This window comes from candidate division KSB1 bacterium, assembly GCA_034521575.1.
In the GTDB taxonomy this organism is placed as follows: domain Bacteria; phylum Zhuqueibacterota; class Zhuqueibacteria; order Residuimicrobiales; family Krinioviventaceae; genus JAXHMJ01.
In genome coordinates, this window is sequence record JAXHMJ010000005.1 from 2605007 (window position 1) to 2621138 (window position 16132).

Annotated in this window: 15 protein-coding genes and 1 pseudogene; 8 read left to right on the forward strand and 8 right to left on the reverse strand. The window is 49.5% G+C overall.

Annotated features, from left to right (window positions below; translation table 11 throughout):
• The first annotated feature begins 174 nt into the window (after positions 1-174).
• A complete protein-coding gene (locus U5R06_24770; GenBank protein MDZ7725944.1) occupies positions 175-678 on the forward strand; it encodes a transposase in 504 nt (167 codons plus the stop codon).
• Between the two features lie 105 nt (positions 679-783).
• Here U5R06_24770 and U5R06_24775 read toward each other — a convergent pair whose 3' ends face one another.
• Complete coding sequence (locus U5R06_24775) at positions 784-2910, reverse strand: CBM35 domain-containing protein (GenBank protein ID MDZ7725945.1); 2127 nt, start codon at positions 2908-2910, stop codon at positions 784-786.
• A gap of 140 nt (positions 2911-3050) precedes the next feature.
• Between U5R06_24775 and U5R06_24780 the strand changes: the two genes are divergently transcribed.
• Both U5R06_24780 and U5R06_24785 read left to right on the forward strand, forming a co-directional pair.
• Positions 3051-3422 (forward strand): hypothetical protein, encoded by a 372-nt coding sequence (locus tag U5R06_24780; GenBank protein MDZ7725946.1) that lies wholly within the window; start codon positions 3051-3053, stop codon positions 3420-3422.
• 68 nt (positions 3423-3490) lie between these two features.
• Positions 3491-4933: a hypothetical protein gene (locus tag U5R06_24785; protein ID MDZ7725947.1), complete on the forward strand. Its 1443-nt coding sequence runs from the start codon at positions 3491-3493 to the stop codon at positions 4931-4933.
• A 228-nt stretch (positions 4934-5161) separates the two neighbouring features.
• On the opposite strand, the gene U5R06_24790 is transcribed toward U5R06_24785, so the two are convergent.
• The 3 genes from U5R06_24790 to U5R06_24800 form a co-directional block, all read right to left on the reverse strand.
• Entirely contained in the window at positions 5162-5761 is a 600-nt protein-coding gene (locus U5R06_24790) for a 4Fe-4S binding protein (GenBank protein MDZ7725948.1), read from the reverse strand.
• A complete protein-coding gene (locus U5R06_24795; protein ID MDZ7725949.1) occupies positions 5748-6863 on the reverse strand; it encodes a hypothetical protein in 1116 nt (371 codons plus the stop codon). The genes U5R06_24790 and U5R06_24795 overlap by 14 nt, the downstream gene beginning before the upstream one ends.
• 134 nt (positions 6864-6997) lie before the next feature.
• Positions 6998-8038 carry a radical SAM protein gene (locus U5R06_24800; protein MDZ7725950.1) on the reverse strand — a complete coding sequence of 347 codons (1041 nt, stop codon included), beginning with the start codon at positions 8036-8038 and terminating at the stop codon, positions 6998-7000.
• A 376-nt stretch (positions 8039-8414) separates the two neighbouring features.
• Here U5R06_24800 and U5R06_24805 point away from each other — a divergent pair, with 376 nt between their 5' ends.
• A complete protein-coding gene (locus U5R06_24805) occupies positions 8415-10784 on the forward strand; it encodes a TonB-dependent receptor (GenBank protein MDZ7725951.1) in 2370 nt (789 codons plus the stop codon).
• Positions 10785-10818: 34 nt separating this feature from the next.
• Here U5R06_24805 and U5R06_24810 read toward each other — a convergent pair whose 3' ends face one another.
• Positions 10819-11400 (reverse strand): SDR family oxidoreductase, encoded by a 582-nt coding sequence (locus U5R06_24810; GenBank protein ID MDZ7725952.1) that lies wholly within the window; start codon positions 11398-11400, stop codon positions 10819-10821.
• The gene (locus U5R06_24815; protein MDZ7725953.1) at positions 11315-11518 is read right to left on the reverse strand and encodes an SDR family NAD(P)-dependent oxidoreductase; all 204 of its coding nucleotides are present in this window, start codon (positions 11516-11518) and stop codon (positions 11315-11317) included. The genes U5R06_24810 and U5R06_24815 overlap by 86 nt, the downstream gene beginning before the upstream one ends.
• Before the next feature lie 498 nt (positions 11519-12016).
• Between U5R06_24815 and U5R06_24820 the strand changes: the two genes are divergently transcribed.
• From U5R06_24820 to U5R06_24830, 3 genes are read left to right on the forward strand one after another with little or no spacing between them, the layout of a single operon-like run.
• Complete coding sequence (locus U5R06_24820; GenBank protein ID MDZ7725954.1) at positions 12017-12184, forward strand: hypothetical protein; 168 nt, start codon at positions 12017-12019, stop codon at positions 12182-12184.
• Positions 12185-12219: 35 nt separating this feature from the next.
• Complete coding sequence (locus U5R06_24825) at positions 12220-13419, forward strand: arylsulfatase (GenBank protein ID MDZ7725955.1); 1200 nt, start codon at positions 12220-12222, stop codon at positions 13417-13419.
• Positions 13420-13429: 10 nt separating this feature from the next.
• Positions 13430-14203 carry an aldolase/citrate lyase family protein gene (locus tag U5R06_24830; protein MDZ7725956.1) on the forward strand — a complete coding sequence of 258 codons (774 nt, stop codon included), beginning with the start codon at positions 13430-13432 and terminating at the stop codon, positions 14201-14203.
• Here U5R06_24830 and U5R06_24835 read toward each other — a convergent pair.
• A complete protein-coding gene (locus tag U5R06_24835; GenBank protein MDZ7725957.1) occupies positions 14154-14876 on the reverse strand; it encodes a hypothetical protein in 723 nt (240 codons plus the stop codon). The two genes, U5R06_24830 and U5R06_24835, sit on opposite strands and share 50 nt — an antisense overlap.
• 137 nt (positions 14877-15013) lie before the next feature.
• On the opposite strand from U5R06_24835, the gene U5R06_24840 reads away from it, so the two are divergent.
• Positions 15014-15409 carry a hypothetical protein gene (locus U5R06_24840; GenBank protein MDZ7725958.1) on the forward strand — a complete coding sequence of 132 codons (396 nt, stop codon included), beginning with the start codon at positions 15014-15016 and terminating at the stop codon, positions 15407-15409.
• A gap of 208 nt (positions 15410-15617) precedes the next feature.
• Here U5R06_24840 and U5R06_24845 read toward each other — a convergent pair.
• Positions 15618-16010, reverse strand: a pseudogene (locus tag U5R06_24845) (gamma-glutamyl-gamma-aminobutyrate hydrolase family protein).
• Positions 16011-16132 lie beyond the last annotated feature (122 nt).

Sequence of the window (16132 nt, forward strand, 5' to 3'; positions counted from 1 at the left end):
ATTGAAATATGTAACAGCATATTGATTTCGACCTGCACCGGCGTCTGGCCTGGTGTATGGGTTGTACGGGTTGACAGAGTAGGTGGGTTCGTAATCCAGGATTTTCCATGTTTAAAGAAAATTCGTTACGAACCCACCCTACGGAAATCGACGGATAAACACAAGGGGGTAACCATGTCCAATTATCGAAGGTATTACGTGCCGGGCGGCACTTTTTTTATTACATTGGTCACGCACAAACGCAAACCGATTTTGACATCAGATCTCGCCCGGACCTGTCTGAGGCGGGCCTGGCGAATTGAACAATCCCGACGTCCGTTTAAAATCGTGGCTTTTTGTCTGTTGCCGGATCATCTGCATGTCATGATGACACTTCCGGCGCATGATGCGGATTTTTCAACCCGTGTTCGAAATATAAAACTGCGCTTTACCCGGTCTTTTCTCAAGAACGGCGGTGATGAGAGTGCCGTAACAGCATCGAAAATTCGTCACAGGGAACGCGGGGTGTGGCAGCGCCGGTTTTGGGAACACTGCATCCGTGATGACCGGGATTTTGAAAATCATTTGCATTATATTCATTACAATCCCGTCAAACACAGTCTTGTCAAAAGCGCTGTTTTGTGGCCGTATTCAACCTTTCACCGGTATGTAAAAATGGGTTGGTATGAAAAAGATTGAGGTGAAATGGAACCGGATCATTTCTTGCAATTGAATTTCGGCGAGTAGGTGGGTTCGTGCTGCTGATTTGTGCCCATATGATAGATATGGTAGTACGAACCCACCCTACCTTGCCAACACCATTTTCCCGGTCCGCACCTCATCGTCCGCCTGCAGGCGGTACAGGTACACGCCGCTGGCCTGTCCGCGGCCGTCAAATTCGATCTGATGCGGTCCGGCGGACTGTACCGCGTTCACCAGTGCAGCGACGCGGCGGCCGCGGATGTCAAAGACCTGCAGCTGTACGCGGCCGCCGCGGTTCAGGCTGTAGCGAATGCGGGTGACCGGATTAAACGGATTGGGGACATTGTCATACAGGCAGAATTCGTGCAGCTGTTGTCCCTGATGATCCATCCCGGACAGCACCCCGGCGCCGTCGATTTCAATATAATCGACGGCCATCCATCCCCAGGATTTGACAATGGAAATGGTATTGATCCCGGCGTTCAGATGAATCGGGCCGAATTCGATGCGGGTCCAGTCGGTGGTGGGCGGAAAGGAGAAATAGTCAACGCGTTCGCCGTTGACGTGGATGTACTGGCTCTTTTCGCCGTTGAATCCGCCATAGCCGATGCGCAGGTTATAGGTCCCCGAGTCCTGCACCGAGACCGTAAAGCGGATCAGGTCGCCGTCGCTGTCAAAGCTCGAGGCTTCCACATAACCGGACCCGGAATAGCCGGCGCGGGTATTGGCGGTTTCGACGCCGATGAGCTCGGCGTTTTCCGCTTCAAAACGGGTGCTGGTTTCCGGCTGTTTGTACAGCGGGGTGACGTGCACGTTTTGCTGCGGCACGCTGATGACGGTTTCGGGATTGTCGGGTTCGGCGACAAACGCGGTATCGCCGCTCCAGCGGTCAAACACGAGACTGTCCGTGCGCCCATCCGCTTGGATCAGGGCGTACATGTCGGGGTAATACAGGCCGCCGCCGTCGCCGGAATCCACGCGCACCGTGACTTGCGGGCCGGGATCGGATTTGACGTTCAAAATATGCCAGTTGCGGATGGCCATGAATTTCGGCGCGTCCGTTGGCTTTTGTCCGATGCGCGCCAGCGCCCCCCAGGCCATATCACCCCAGTTGCCGCTGTGGGTGTAATGACAAACCGGTCCGTTGATGTGCTCGGACAGCATGTCGAAATAATTCAGGTACCAGGTGAATGCGCCGCGGTTCACGGCAAAACTGGCCGCGTGGGTGACGATATGCTGCCCGGCTTCGTAGCAGAACAGCGGAACGTCTTGTAATGCCGGATGCGGCGGCATTTGTCCGCTCCACTCGCTGGTGCCGTTCAGAACCTGTTCCACCTTGTTGATATGATCCTCAGCCCCGTTCAAGGCGCTGTTCATCTGTTCGATGATATCGGGTGCGGCGCCGTTGAGGCCGTTGCCCACATAAGGAGCGATGGCATAGCCGTCCGGTAACAGATTGTCGGGATTGATGGTTTCATCGCTCAGGGCATTGGCCTGGGCTGCGTCCCACCAGTCGTTGCCGGCGGCGCCGGAGAGCACTTTGACCACGCGCGTGTTGGCGCTTTCGCCGAATACATCGAGAAACGCCTGCCAGACACGCACCGCCGCATAGACGTTATAGCGCGCGGACAAGCGGTTTTCGCCCCAGCTTTGGCCCTGATCACCGGGAAACCACAGGTCATGCACTTTGCCGCTGTCAATGCCGGTCTGATGTGCGGTGAACATGGGATTGAACGGCTCATTCGACCATTCGATGAACACCTTGAGATTCGAATCCAGTTCTGCCTGAATCAGCTGTGCCGCGTGTGTCCAATAGTCATCAACCGCGGCTTCGGGCATGCACACCCAGAGATCGCATTGCGTCCGGTTGCACAGATCGATCATCCAGTACAGGGCCATGCGCCGCTGATTGGCCGCGGATCGGCGGGTGCGGTCATCCCAGTGGATCTCGTGCTGATTGTTGTTGATTTTGCCGTAATCCATGAACCGCAACGTGGAATAAAATTCGATTTCAGCAAGAAATTCGGGGTTCCAGGGATTGTAGTCCGGGGACTCGCAGCTGTCCGGATTCACGGCGTTTTCATAACCGTTTTTCCAGGGATCGGCGCCGCCCCAGGCCTGGTCCCAGAAATTCGTGCCCAGGGTCATGCTGGAATCGGCGTAATTGTGCGCAAACACGTTTGATAAAATAAGCAGGCACAGACTGCCGATGATCCATGCTGTTCTCATACATCTCTCCTTGTGTTGTGTTCTCGGAAAAATATAACACTATCCGTGTAAATTGTAAACCTTAATCATTCAAGTGTTTCATAATATCAAAATTTCTTTTATATTGGGTGTGAATGCTGTAACCGCAGGCAGGAGGAGCGATGCAGCGCAGGCAATTTTTAAAAGGCATGGGCGCGGTCCTGGGCACGGTGTCTGATGAATTGATCATGAGCACGGATCTTTATCCGACGCTGCTGGACATGGCGGACCTGCCCCTGCGTCCGGATCAGCATATGGACGGGATCAGTCTTGCCTCTCATCTGCGCGAGCAAAAAACACTTGAGCGCGATACACTTTTCTGGCATTACCCGCATTATCACAATCTGGGTCAAAAACCCGCCAGTGTCATCCGTCAGGGTGATTTCAAGTTGATTGAACACCTAAAAGACGACCGTGTGGAATTGTTCGACTTTGGGATCCGGAGGAACAGGTTGATCTGGCACCGACATTACCGGTTAGGACAAAAAAATTAAAACATAAACTGGATGCATGGCGCGCAAAAGTGAATGCGCAAACGCTCTGAGAAAAAAACAGCGAGGTTATGATGAAAAACACGATTGCAATACTGCTGCTGATGTCGGTTCTAACCGGACTGCAAGCGCAGACGCCGGTACGCGAGATCAACGGTGTGTTTCCGAATCTGACCATTCTGGGACCGCACAAGCATCGTTCCGAGAGCGGCATCGGCGCGTTGATCCCGTGGGCCGACAAGCTGTGGATGATCGGTTATGTGGCGCATATTCACGGATCGCGGATCGGTCTGTACGAGATCAGCGAGGATATGAGCATGCGCAAACATCCCGAGAGCGTGACCGGCACCTTTGCCAACCGCATGATCCATAATCCGTCGGATCAGGCGATTATCGGTCCGCATTTTATTGATATTGACGGCAATGTGCGCACCTGTGAGATCCTGTCAAAGCACCGGCTGGCAGCCGTATCCGGACATCTGACTGATCCGGAGAACAAGGTCTATTTTCTGACCATGGAAGGCCTGTTCTTTGAATGCGATGTACAGTCCCTGCAGGCCACACAGCTGTTTGATTTTCACGATGAATTCAGCATGCCGGACACTATTGTGCCGCACTTTAAAGGCATGCATACCGGCAACGGCCGGGTGGTGGTGGCGGATAATTCCTACAATGAAGGTGACTTTTTAGGAGAACACCAATCCGGACATCTGGCGGAATGGGATGGTAAATCCGATTACTGGACCATTCTGGAGCACACCGCGTTTGTCGAGGTGGGCGGTAAAAATTCAAGTATGCGCTTTGGTAAATCCATTTACGGCAATCCCATATTCGCCACCGGCTGGGACCGGCGTTCCGTGATCCTGAAATGCTACAATGACCGTTCAAAACAATGGACAACCTATCGTCTGCCCAAAGGCAGTCATTCCTTTGATCACGCCTGGAACACCGAATGGATGCGCATCCGCGAGGCGCAGACCGAGCGTTTTATTATGGATGTACACGGTATTTTCTACGAGCTGCCCATGATGACCTGGGGCGGCGATGTTTGGGGCATCAAACCGATCAGCTATCACCTGCGCATTGTCCCGGATTTCTGTTTCTGGCGCGGCCTGTTCGTGATGGCCGGAGATCAGACCGATCACGGCGTGGGCCAGCCGCAGTCGGGACTGCTGTTTCAGAATGTGGATGATCTGTGGGACTATGGCAAACCGACGGGCTGGGGCGCGGTGTGGATGGACGATCCTGTAAAGGCCGGTGAGGTTTCGCAGCCGTTTTTGATGACCGGATTTGACAAAAAGACCCTGCATCTGAACAATGACGGCACATCAGAGGTGATGTTCAAGGTGGAAATCGATCATCAGGGTAGCGGAGACTTTGATGTGTACAAGCGCATCAGTGTGCCGGCCGGCGGTTATGAGGCATTCGTGTTCCCGAATGGATTTTCCGCGCACTGGGTTCGGATTAAAGTGAACCGCGCGTCGGTGGTGACGGCGAATTTTGTTTACAATTGAACCATGATTTTGGTAATCATGGAAGCGGATTACAGAATAATTCAGTTTTCTATGGGTGATTTTGTCCCCTTTTTGCAAAGGGGCAAAGTCAGGTTTCGGGATTGGTTTCTGTTTTATCTGTTTAGAATCAATTTTTTCTATTCAGGTCTTTCGTTTTATTATTTCAAATCATGAATGGATTAAAACGACAATGACCGGATATTTACAGCAGCGTATGGGAGGTGGGCATTATTGAGGGAAATTCGTTTTTCGATAATTCAAGTATTCTCTGAATCCCGGATCAAATTTTTTGCTGTACTGTACAGCGTTTTCCGGACAGATGTTGACGCACTGCTGACAGGCAATACATTCTGTTGACCGGATGCGCTGTCCTCTGCGCATGTAGCTTAAAAGTTTGATATCCATGGGGCAATGCTGTTCGCACCAGCCGCGGCCGAACAAAAAGGTGCCGCCGATTTTTGCGATCAGATAATGCAAAACCGGGCCGGAGAAAATACCCGCCAGCAGATAAATAAAAAACCCCTCGATTTGCATGTTTTCCCAGCCGAGAATTCCCAGAACGCCCAGCATATAGGAACCGATCAGCAGCTGGCTGACTCTGCGTCCGATGACCTTTTTTTCGCGCGGCAACAGGCCGAATATCAGTTCTCCGGCTGATGCCGCAACCCCGATATAGGCGAAATTAAACAGGAAAAACAAATGCCCTGAGTTTGCCACAGCATCGTACCGATTATCAGGAAAAACACCAGGGTGACGATGCTCTCTCTGATCACTTTTTGTTTCATGAAAATAAACCCATTTTGCCTGTTTTTGTTTAAAACGCTTCATTAAAACCGGAACAGACCGGAACGGCAAGTCGCTGCATCTGGTGCGATTGTCCGCTGGCCGTGGCATTGTGCAACAGCCGTGATTCCGGCGTCATTTGGATCATGAGAATGATTCCGCCGTGATTGGAGGTGAGTGTGACGCTGATACGCGACGCTGAACACCTGTAATCTGTGATATAGGTCAGATGTCCCAGGGCCACGGCACAGCCCCAGAGCGGATAGCTGGTTTTAAGCTGCTGCTGTGTCCAAAGCAGCTCTTCATGGACCGCTTTGCCATAAAACTGCTGCAGTTGTCGGTTGATGCGGTGAAACGCGGAAATGGCGTCCTGAAGATCGAGGCAGGATAGCTCGGCGGTATAGTATCCGGCGATCAGCCGGTCATCCGCAAACGCATAACCGATCAGCATATCCAGTCCGGCAAGGCAAACCGTGTCGTAATCCAGACTATCCACAAATTCATTCGAGTATGTGTTCAGTAGAACAGCGCATTCCTTTGACTTGACCCGGGATGCGTTTGCGTACCAGGGATGGCCACGGAATCCGTTCCGGAAAAACGTATATTCATGCAGCCCCCTGATGCTTCCCGAATCCGGCATCGGCGCGGCGCAGGTGTAGCGCATGACGGTGTTGACCATGTGATGGTCACCGGTGAGGATAAATTCGATATTCGAGGTGTCGGTTTGCCAACAGGATAAATAGTTCAAATGTCCCAGCGCCACGGCGTCACCGTCCGAGGAGAAATCCTGCGGTTTGGTTTTGGCTTGCCAGCGTTTTCCCCGCTGCACCGGCAGTCCGTATCTGCTCATCATGTGATCGAGGAGTATATGGTAATCGCTGATATACTCGTTATTGTCCGTGTGTGAGGTGTTGAACAGATATTTGCCGCTGTACAGGCGGCCGTTCACAAACGAATAAGCCGCGTACGCCGGAAATCCGGATATAGTCGATTCATAGATCAGCAGGTGCTCGGTTTCCTGAACCGGGGCTCGGGATTCAATGGATATGACCTCGCTGCGGGTCATGCCCCACCAGGCGTTTTCAAAGTCCCGGGCGCAGAGTGCGGCGCTCAGGACGATCAGGAATAAGACTGTTATTTGTTTCATAAGAATCCTACTGTTTTTACGTGGCTATCGATAGTATCTACGACAAAAGAACCCTGAGGTTACTTTTTTAGCGCTGAAACTGACCGCTGAATGGTTTTCTGCATATTCTGATCCGTCGTGGCTGAATTTGGGCATTAATCCCGGATTTCCGACATGTATTTTGCCCCGCAGCGGCCGCAGACCGCGAGCGGATTGTTGCGTCTATAAGTCCGGAATTGTTCTGCGCGTTGCGAATTCCAGAGTTCGGCTATGGATGCATCTTTAACATTTCCGATGCTATAATCCGGAAAATCGACACAGAAATTGGCCCCGCCGTCGGGCTGAATATCGATCAGATCCTCAATATTGCGGCAGGACGTTGATTTGACCGGCGTTGACGCATCTCTGAACCAGGTTTGATACTCGTCTTCGTTCAGGTCCATATAGGGATAATCGGTGATTCCGTCGAGACCGGCCAGATAAGCGCGGTACTGCTCGCGAAATCGGTCAAAATCGATTCCCGAATCGTCATGATGAAATCCACGCCAGGAATACGCCGGACAGTTAAACTGGTCTGTTAACTCTTGTTCGTAAGTTTCTCCGATTTGCGACGGAACATAGTAATAGGGAACAATATTGATGCTGTCAATGCCGAGAGAACGCACCACCTCCGGCATTTTTGCCAATCCGAGGTAGGAATACGGGCTGATGGTGAAACAAATGCTTTTGCTTATGGTTTGTCCGCTTTTCTGTTCCAGGTCGTTCAGCAACTGGATATTTGCTTTGGTTTTTTGAAAACTGCCGGGCACGCCCCGGACTGCATCGTGAATGTCTTCCGGTCCGTCTATGGAAAACGTCATGTGCATATTGCCGAGTTGCACCAGGTCTGCAGCGTATTGTCCCAAAAGCGTGCCGTTGGTGTCAATGGAAACGGGTATTCCTTTGCTGTTGATGGTTTTTATAAGGCCCATGATCCCCGGGTACAAAAAGGGCTCACCGCCGCGCATGAGAATACAGCGGATATCATGATCGGCTGCTTCGTCAACAAGGCGAACCCAGTCCGACGGCCGCATGTTGCGCTCGGATTGTTTTGTACGGCTTTTGATATAGCCCTCCCGGCTCCACTGGCCGCACATTTGGCAGCGCAGGTTACAGGCGTTGGTCAGAGTAAAGGATATGAAATGCGGGAATGTCATTGGGTTCTCCTTTGATCCGGTTCAAAACTTGAATATTTTCCCATAAAATATTTTATTTGCTTTTTTAAGATTTTTTTTTAAGTTAAAACAAGGGATTTGTGAAGGGTGGTTTTTTTAATTTTAAATATTTTGGATTATCTAAAAAGGGGAATTTTATGCTTTCAAAATAAAAGCTATACCTTACATCAATCGGATAAACTTATTCTTATCCTACCTTTGAAGGAGGTGATAATTTATGCTTGTAAATAAAATAGGGGAATAGTACGGCATTACTATTCCCCATACGACATCCAATACTAACTGTAAGAGATGCTAATTAAATTTAGGGGTTTAAAATGGAAAAAGCAAAAGCTTGTTTCGTTCAAAGGAGACCCATATGAAAATGTCTTTTTCCAAGCTTTTTTTGTTTCTATTCATTTTCACTTGTTTTTATTCTTCAAGTTATACCCGGGAACTGACAATCACAGGTACGGTTCGGGACAGCAGCACTGAAAAGCCCATTGCCGGAGTTCATGTTTATGTTGAACATACTGATATAGGCACAACCACGGGTCAAGACGGCTGTTTTCATCTCTATTCTGCAATACAAACCGGAACACTTGTTTTCAAACACATGGGTTTTAAAACATATAAAAACAGTTTTCATCTGAAACGCGGGTCTGTACTAACCGTTAATGCACAGCTGCAAAAAACGGTGTTAAAGGCAGATGAGATCACCGTTGAAGCTGAAACAGGGGAACCAGAGGTTGCTTCATATCGAATGCATGGGACGGATATCCGGGAAATGGCTACGCCAGTGCCGGACCCCATGCAAGTGGTAAAAACATTTCCCGGCGTAACCTCGCAAAATGATCAATCAAATTTTTATCATGTTCGGGGCGGCAGTTATGATGAAAATTTGATCCGTATAAACGGTTTTACCATGTATCAGCCCCACATCGTGCGGAAAGGATATTTGGAAAATCCGTCGCTCGTAAATCCGTTGATGGTGGAACGTATGAATTTGAAAACCGGTGGTTTCCCGGTTACTTTTTCGAACAAGCTTTCTTCTGTTCTTGATATTGAATATGATAAGACATGTGATAAACCAATCAGTGCACTGTTGGATATTCGAACAACCGGAGTGGATGCCGTCACAAAACTTCAGCCTGCTGAAAATCTGTTCGTTATGGCAGGATATCGAAAAATAGATTACGGTTATCTTTTGCATTTTGGTTATAAACAAGGTGTATATCAACCGAATTACGAGGATTTTCAATTATCAGGTATTTATCATCCGGCGAAAATTCTGTCATTATCCTGGTTTTCTGCTCTTGCGCGCAGTCGATTCAAATACGTTCCCGGCTCGTATTCGAGTGGGTCTATGAAAACCGGTTTTCATAGATTTGCCTATAATAAAAGCCGGCAGCAATACAATTTTAATACCCGTCTCTATGGTATCGGGTTGGATTATCAAAAATCCGAAAAATTGAAACTCACATTCAAAAGTTCTTTTTTTCAGCAGCGTGAAGGCGAACAGACCGAATTAACGGGTCTGCACCGCTACACACCGCAACCCAGGCTTATTACCTCTGCGGATTCCATGTTGATGCGGGAATTTGCAAATTCGAAATTCAAAGGGCACTATTTGAATAGTCAAATTAACTTGCATTCTAAACTATTTTCGCAAGCGGCTATTGATATTGGTGTGGAATGGAACGGTTTTGATGTTTCTTCTTTTATCACACAATATGATTTTGTCACCAAAGGATATCATTATCCCCACGAAACAGAAACTGATACAAGTTTATATATTCAACCAAACAATGCATTTGTTCGTGAGATGAAGCAGGATGGACAATCCTTTAATTGGTACGGACAAGCGGAAATAACACCGACAACCTATTCTTTGCTTCGGTTGGGTGTTCGGAATAGTCGAATAGAGCACACCGGAGAAAATCTTTTTATGACGAGAGCTCTTTTGGGGTTCAATTTGCAATCCGGACATTATGTTTCTCTAACCGCGGGCAATTTTATACAACCTCCTGTTTATAAAGAATACTTGCACAGGGATGAACATTCGCCCTCATTAAAATCGCAAAAATCTATCATGTACACGGTTGGTGTAAAAGGACCCTTTCTGATGGGTACCCATCTCAAAGCCGAATGCTATTACAAATTATTAACAGATATGATATCCTATGAAATTCAGGATGTCGAGATGATTTATTCCGGTGAAAATGATTCAAAAGCGAAAATTTATGGATTTGATGTTCAATTAAACTGGACATCCAGAGATGATTTGAGTCAACGAATAAGCTATTCCTTTTTAAAAGCTCGTGAAGATATCTATGGAGATGCGTACGGTTATTTACCCATGCTCTCCGAACGCCGGCATCAAATTTCATTATTTTTAGAAGATAAAATGAAGGAATTTAAAAATTCTTATATGCATTTAAGAATTCATTACGGAAGCGGCTTTCCCTTTACTCCGGAGTTTATGCGCTTTAATGAAGAAAAAGAAGAATATGAGACCTATTATTTGGGACAAAGACGCGCCCGAATACCCGCCTATGGAAGATTTGATGTGGGATTCACGCAAAAATTTTTTGTACTCAATTCTTTTCACATCACATTACGGGAAGAAATACTGAATTTATTCGATCACTTTAATGTACTCTCTTACAGTCCGACCCCATGGAACACCATGGTGAAAAATAAACTGAGCGGCCGGGTTTACAATATTGGTATAATGATTGAATATTAACAAAGGATCGGAGTTTAAAATTCTTTCATGACATTTATATTTTATGCCCCTGCGGCAGGATCATGACCCGGGGTATCCTGACATGATCCGGTTTGTTCATCACCTCCCATACCGTATCTGCAATGTCCTGTGGTTGTAAAGCATGGCTGATGCCGAGTGCTTGCTGCGGGTGTACCGGCCAATCGCGATGCAGATTGGTTCGCACCAGTCCCGGTTCGATACAGGTGATTTTAACATTTGTCTCGGCCAATTCCATGCGCAGGGATTCAGCCAGCACCTCCAGGGCATGATTGGCGCCGGCATAGGGTCCGGCGTGTTCGCGGGTTTTGGTACCCAGAATGCTTGAGGTGATGAACAGATGGCCGTTGTTTTCCTGTTTCATGTGTTTTAATACGCTATAAATTAAGCGCATTGAGGATTCCACTTTGAGTCTGAGCATTCGGCACATCTTGTCAATGTCCATGTCTTCAATACTCGATGAAATAATGGTTCCGGCATTGACAAATACATAATCAAGCGTTCCGTACTGCTCAATCGCCAGATTCAGTAACGCTTCGGGGCGTTTGTTGATCCAGCAGGTCGAGATCGCAACAAGCGATTTGATCGCTGTGCTCATATTTCTCATACACCGTTCTGCCGTTGAGAACCAGATTGAACGATTTGGACATCAGCATGCCGGCAATCGCCTCGCCGATGCCGCTGGTGGCGCCTGTGATGATGGCTGTTTTTTTCATAATTTATCCTGATTGGGTTAAACGTTGTATTTTTTTTGTTATCATTCTGCATAAAGCAATGCTATAAAGAATATAGCAAGATATTTTTAAACGGCAAAGGTCGTAAAGACAATTAAACCCGAATGCACAGTTTTTTTAGCTTCTGTCGCAGTATTTGATTTGTTTGTGAACCTGAAAAACTCTTGTCTACCTCAAATACAGCCGGTTTATTAATGGTATGAAAAATAAGGGTTTAACGTTTTACCTAAATTCTGAGTGTCTGGCAACTTTTGGGGTTTAGATGCTTGCGTATGTCTATAAAAAATCTATAATATATTATTTTAAATGAGACTTAAAATTTTTTAAAAAAAAATATATTTTTTTATTGACTTTTACGTTTTATTTTGTAATTTAACTATAAGTAAAACGTTCTACTTTAATTTTGACTATAAGGCAAAATATATTTTAGTAAAACGTTATTATTAATTCAACAAACTGCATAACATGCAGGAGGAACAGATGCAAAGAAGAAAATTTTTAAGCCGTCTATCAAAAAGACATGTCTGTTTTCACTCACTCTTCCGCTTTGTCGAGCTCAACACACACAGTCTAAACCCGAATATCGTATTCATTATGGCCGATGACCTGGGTTATGGTGATCTGGGTGTTATGGGCAAACCCTGCTAAAAACACCCCATATCGATAACCTGGCGGAACAGGGTTTGCGGTTCACACAGGCATATGCCGGAGGTCCGGTATGCACACCGTCTCGCAGTGTTTTAATGACGGGTTTGCATAATGGCCACACCCCGGCCCGTGACAATAATCCCCACTATCACACCTATCTCAAAGATAATGATGTGACCGTGGCCGAAGTGTTAAAACAGGCTGGATACCGCTGCGGGGGAGTGGGCAAGTGGTCTCTTGGAGATGCCGGAACGGTCGGCCGTGCCACCAATCAGGGTTTTGATATGTGGTTCGGTTATCTCAATCAGGATCATGCGCATTATTATTACACAGAGTATCTGGATGACAATGAAGGACGGCTGGAGTTGACAGGCAATACTGAATCTCGGGAATATTACAGTCATGACTTGATAGCTGAACGCGCCTTGAAATTTATCCGGGAATCGCGTGACGAACCCTTTTTCTTGTATGCTGCGTTCACCCTGCCGCATTATTCAGCCCCAAGCGAAGACCCGCATGGATTTGCTGTGCCTTCTACTGAACCTTACAGTGATAAAAACTGGGATCTGGAATCGAAAAAATATGCCGCCATGGTTCATATGCTGGACCGAGATGTGGGACGTATCGTTAATTTGATTGATGAATACGGTCTTGGGGAGAATACGTTGATTATTTTTACCAGTGACAATGGCGGGCACAGTACGATCTGGAAGCAATTCAATACCAATGGTTTTCTGCGTGGATATAAACGGGATGTAACAGAAGGTGGTATTCGGGTGCCGTTTATTGCGCGATGGCCGGGTGTCGTACCATCCGGGCAGACCAGTGATGAAATCATTGCTTTTCAGGATATGATGCCCACGTTTGCCAAATTAGCAGATACAACCTGTCCCGATTCTATAGATGGGATTTCCATTGTCGATGCCTTAAAAGGAAAGGAGATCAAGGAGCCACACGACTACCTGTATTGGGATTACGGACATTGCCGGGACCGGTATGACCAGGCGGTACGCATGGGCAAATGGAAGGGAATACGTCTGGGACAAAAGGCCAACATTCAACTTTATGATTTGAGCAAAGATATCAATGAAAGCCACGATTTATCCGATCAATTCCCGGAGGTGGTTGAAAAAATAGATCACATTATGAAAACAGCCGTACAGCCGAGCAAACGCTACCCTGTTGGTACAAAATACCAGGGCGGTCCCATTTGGAAAAAATCAGTAAACCATTGAGGGCTTAGATATGACAGGACAGGAGTTTAAGCAAAAATTACACAACGGAAATCTGTTATTGGGTACGCGAATCACATCCGCTTCCCTGCCGTGGAGCAGACTGGCCCGCGATTTAAATCTGGATTTTGTGTTTATCGACAATGAACATTATCCCCTTTCACCGCATGAAACCGCTCTTTTGTGTCATACCCATTTTTCTGTGGGAGTGGTGCCCATGGTGCGCATACCCAAGCCGGATGCCACTTATGCATCCATGGCTATGGACTGGGGAGCGTTGAGTATTGTAGCCCCCTATATCGAAACAACCGATCAAATCAAGGAGCTCATCGGTGCGGTCAAGTACAAACCGTTAAAAGGAGATTTGTTGAAAAGCGGACTCGATGAAAATCAATGGAACCGTGAAATCAAAGAATATCTGGATCAAAAAAACAATCAACGTTCGTTAATCATTAACATTGAAAGTACACCCGCTTTGGATGATTTGGATTCGCTTTTATCAATACCGGGACTGGATGGTGTGCTGATTGGGCCCCACGATTTATCCGTGAGTTTGGGAATACCCGAACAATATGAACACCCGCTGTTTTATCAAAGTATTGAAAAGATCGTAACCTGTGCGCGTTCACATGGCCTTGGCGCCGGGATACATACGAGATGGCAGCTTGACAACACAAAGTGGCTTGAATTGGATTTGAATCTTGTCGTGCATGCGGAAGATTATGAAGCGGCAAAATTTAAATTTTCAGATGATTTCCATATCTTAAAAAAGCATAAAAACACATAACCAGACCGCAGTCGAGGAGCTTGCGGCGGAAGTATTCCTTCTGCCGCTCGTTCATGAAGGGCTCGTCGTCCGACGGCTGGTACTCGTATTCCGACGGATGGTACTTGAATTCCGTTGGCACTCGCATGGACTCCCCAGACTGACGATTTTTTCGATTGGCGCCTGTATATCCGCGGTTTGCCGGCGCGACAATAGCTGCTTTGGGTGCAGAGCGAGATTTCCGCAACCGCTCTAGAGATCGGCCGCCGTCCGGCCTAGATTGGCGCCCGGGACACTGGCAGGGACTGGGGACGGACTGGACATGCGCTTCTCCTCGGGCAAGGATTTCCGCCAGTGGCCGGCCAAGGCCGTCACCATCTTCGGCATGTCCGGGGCGGGCAAGACGACGCTCGCCTGGGTGCTGCGCCAGCACGAATGGTTCCACTATTCGGTCGATTACCGCATCGGCACCCGCTACATGGGCGAGCACATCGTCGACAACTTCAAGCGCGAGGCGATGAAGAACCCCTTCCTGCGCAACCTGCTGCTCACCGACTCGATCTACCTGTCGTCCAACATCGACCTTCGACAACCTGCGCGCCCCTGTCGCAGCTATCTCGGCAAGCCGGGCAACCCCGACAAGGGCGGGCTCACCTTCGCCGAATACCGCCGCCGCCAGGCCCAGCACCGCCATGCCGAGATCGCCGCGCTGCTCGACGTGCCGGAATTCATCGAGAAGGCCCGCAACATCTACGGCTACCGTGACTTCGTGTGCGATCTGGGCGGCTCGCTGTGCGAGGTCGTGCAGCCTGGCCGACGTCGGCGATCCCGGTGCTCAAGACGCTGTCGAACAACACGCTGCTGCTCTACATCCGCGGCACGCCGGACCTCGCGACCATGCTGGTCGAGCGCTTCCGCGAAAATCCCAAGCCGATGTACTACCAGCCCGCCTTCCTCGAGGCGAAGTGGAAGGAATACAAGGCAGTGCACGGCATCGCGTCGGACGACGACGTCGACCCGGACGGGTTCGCCGTATGGGGGTTCGAGGAACTGGTGCGCCACCGCATCCCGCTCTACGAGTTGATCGCGCGCAAGCACGGCTATGCGGTGGAGATGGACGAGGTCCCGGAGGTCGAAGACGAAGAGGGCTTCTTGAACTCGTCTTCGCGCGCCATCGACCGGGCGAGCAGGGACCGGGTACGGTGGCCTGAGCGACCGCCCAACTGACGACCCACGTCATGCCCGCGCTTGACGCAGGCATCCAGAGGCCGCGTGCACCGAGCCTGTTGCCCTGGATTGCCGGGCCAGGCCCGGCAATGACGTGCTCTACAGGTTGCGCGTTTCGATCAGGTCCATGAAGCGCTTGAACAGGTAATGGCTGTCCTGCGGGCCCGGGCGAGGCTTCCGGGTGGTACTGCACCGAAAACACCGGCCGGTCCTCGCATGGCGATGCCGCAGTTGGAGCCGTCGAACAGCGAGACAGGTGGGTCTGGGTCACGCCCTCGGGCAGGCTGGCGCCGTCGACCGAGAACCCGTGGTTCATCGAGGTGATCTCGACCTTGCCGGTGGTCACGTCCTTGACCGGATGGTTGGCGCCGTGATGGCCCTGGTGCATCTTGCCGGTGGTGGCGCCGAGCGCCAGCGCCAGCATCTGGTGGCCGAGGCAGATGCCGAAGACCGGCTTGCCGGAGTCCACCAGCTTGCGGATCTCGGGCACGGCGTAGCGGCCGGTCGCGGCCGGGTCGCCGGGGCCGTTCGACAGGAAGATGCCGTCCGGCTGCAGCGCCAGAATGTCGTCGGCCGTGGTGCGCGCCGGCACCACGGTCACCCGGCAGCCCTGGCTGGCGAGGCAGGAAATGTCGCGTTTCAGGCGCAGTCGCGGGCCACGACGTGACGCCGCGCTGTTCGAGCCGGCGCAGCCTTCACCGATCGTCCAGGCTGTCGTCCCAA

What these genes read in the sequence shown, in the direction of transcription:
- U5R06_24770 (MDZ7725944.1), top strand. Translation starts at nt 175, where the DNA reads ATGTCCAATTATCGAAGGTATTACGTGCCGGGCGGCACTTTTTTTATT.
- U5R06_24775 (MDZ7725945.1), bottom strand. Translation starts at nt 2,910, where the DNA reads ATGAGAACAGCATGGATCATCGGCAGTCTGTGCCTGCTTATTTTATCA.
- U5R06_24780 (MDZ7725946.1), top strand. Translation starts at nt 3,051, where the DNA reads ATGCAGCGCAGGCAATTTTTAAAAGGCATGGGCGCGGTCCTGGGCACG.
- U5R06_24785 (MDZ7725947.1), top strand. Translation starts at nt 3,491, where the DNA reads ATGATGAAAAACACGATTGCAATACTGCTGCTGATGTCGGTTCTAACC.
- U5R06_24790 (MDZ7725948.1), bottom strand. Translation starts at nt 5,761, where the DNA reads ATGAAGCGTTTTAAACAAAAACAGGCAAAATGGGTTTATTTTCATGAA.
- U5R06_24795 (MDZ7725949.1), bottom strand. Translation starts at nt 6,863, where the DNA reads ATGAAACAAATAACAGTCTTATTCCTGATCGTCCTGAGCGCCGCACTC.
- U5R06_24800 (MDZ7725950.1), bottom strand. Translation starts at nt 8,038, where the DNA reads ATGACATTCCCGCATTTCATATCCTTTACTCTGACCAACGCCTGTAAC.
- U5R06_24805 (MDZ7725951.1), top strand. Translation starts at nt 8,415, where the DNA reads ATGAAAATGTCTTTTTCCAAGCTTTTTTTGTTTCTATTCATTTTCACT.
- U5R06_24810 (MDZ7725952.1), bottom strand. Translation starts at nt 11,400, where the DNA reads ATGAGCACAGCGATCAAATCGCTTGTTGCGATCTCGACCTGCTGGATC.
- U5R06_24815 (MDZ7725953.1), bottom strand. Translation starts at nt 11,518, where the DNA reads ATGAAAAAAACAGCCATCATCACAGGCGCCACCAGCGGCATCGGCGAG.
- U5R06_24820 (MDZ7725954.1), top strand. Translation starts at nt 12,017, where the DNA reads ATGCAAAGAAGAAAATTTTTAAGCCGTCTATCAAAAAGACATGTCTGT.
- U5R06_24830 (MDZ7725956.1), top strand. Translation starts at nt 13,430, where the DNA reads ATGACAGGACAGGAGTTTAAGCAAAAATTACACAACGGAAATCTGTTA.
- U5R06_24835 (MDZ7725957.1), bottom strand. Translation starts at nt 14,876, where the DNA reads ATGGCGGTGCTGGGCCTGGCGGCGGCGGTATTCGGCGAAGGTGAGCCC.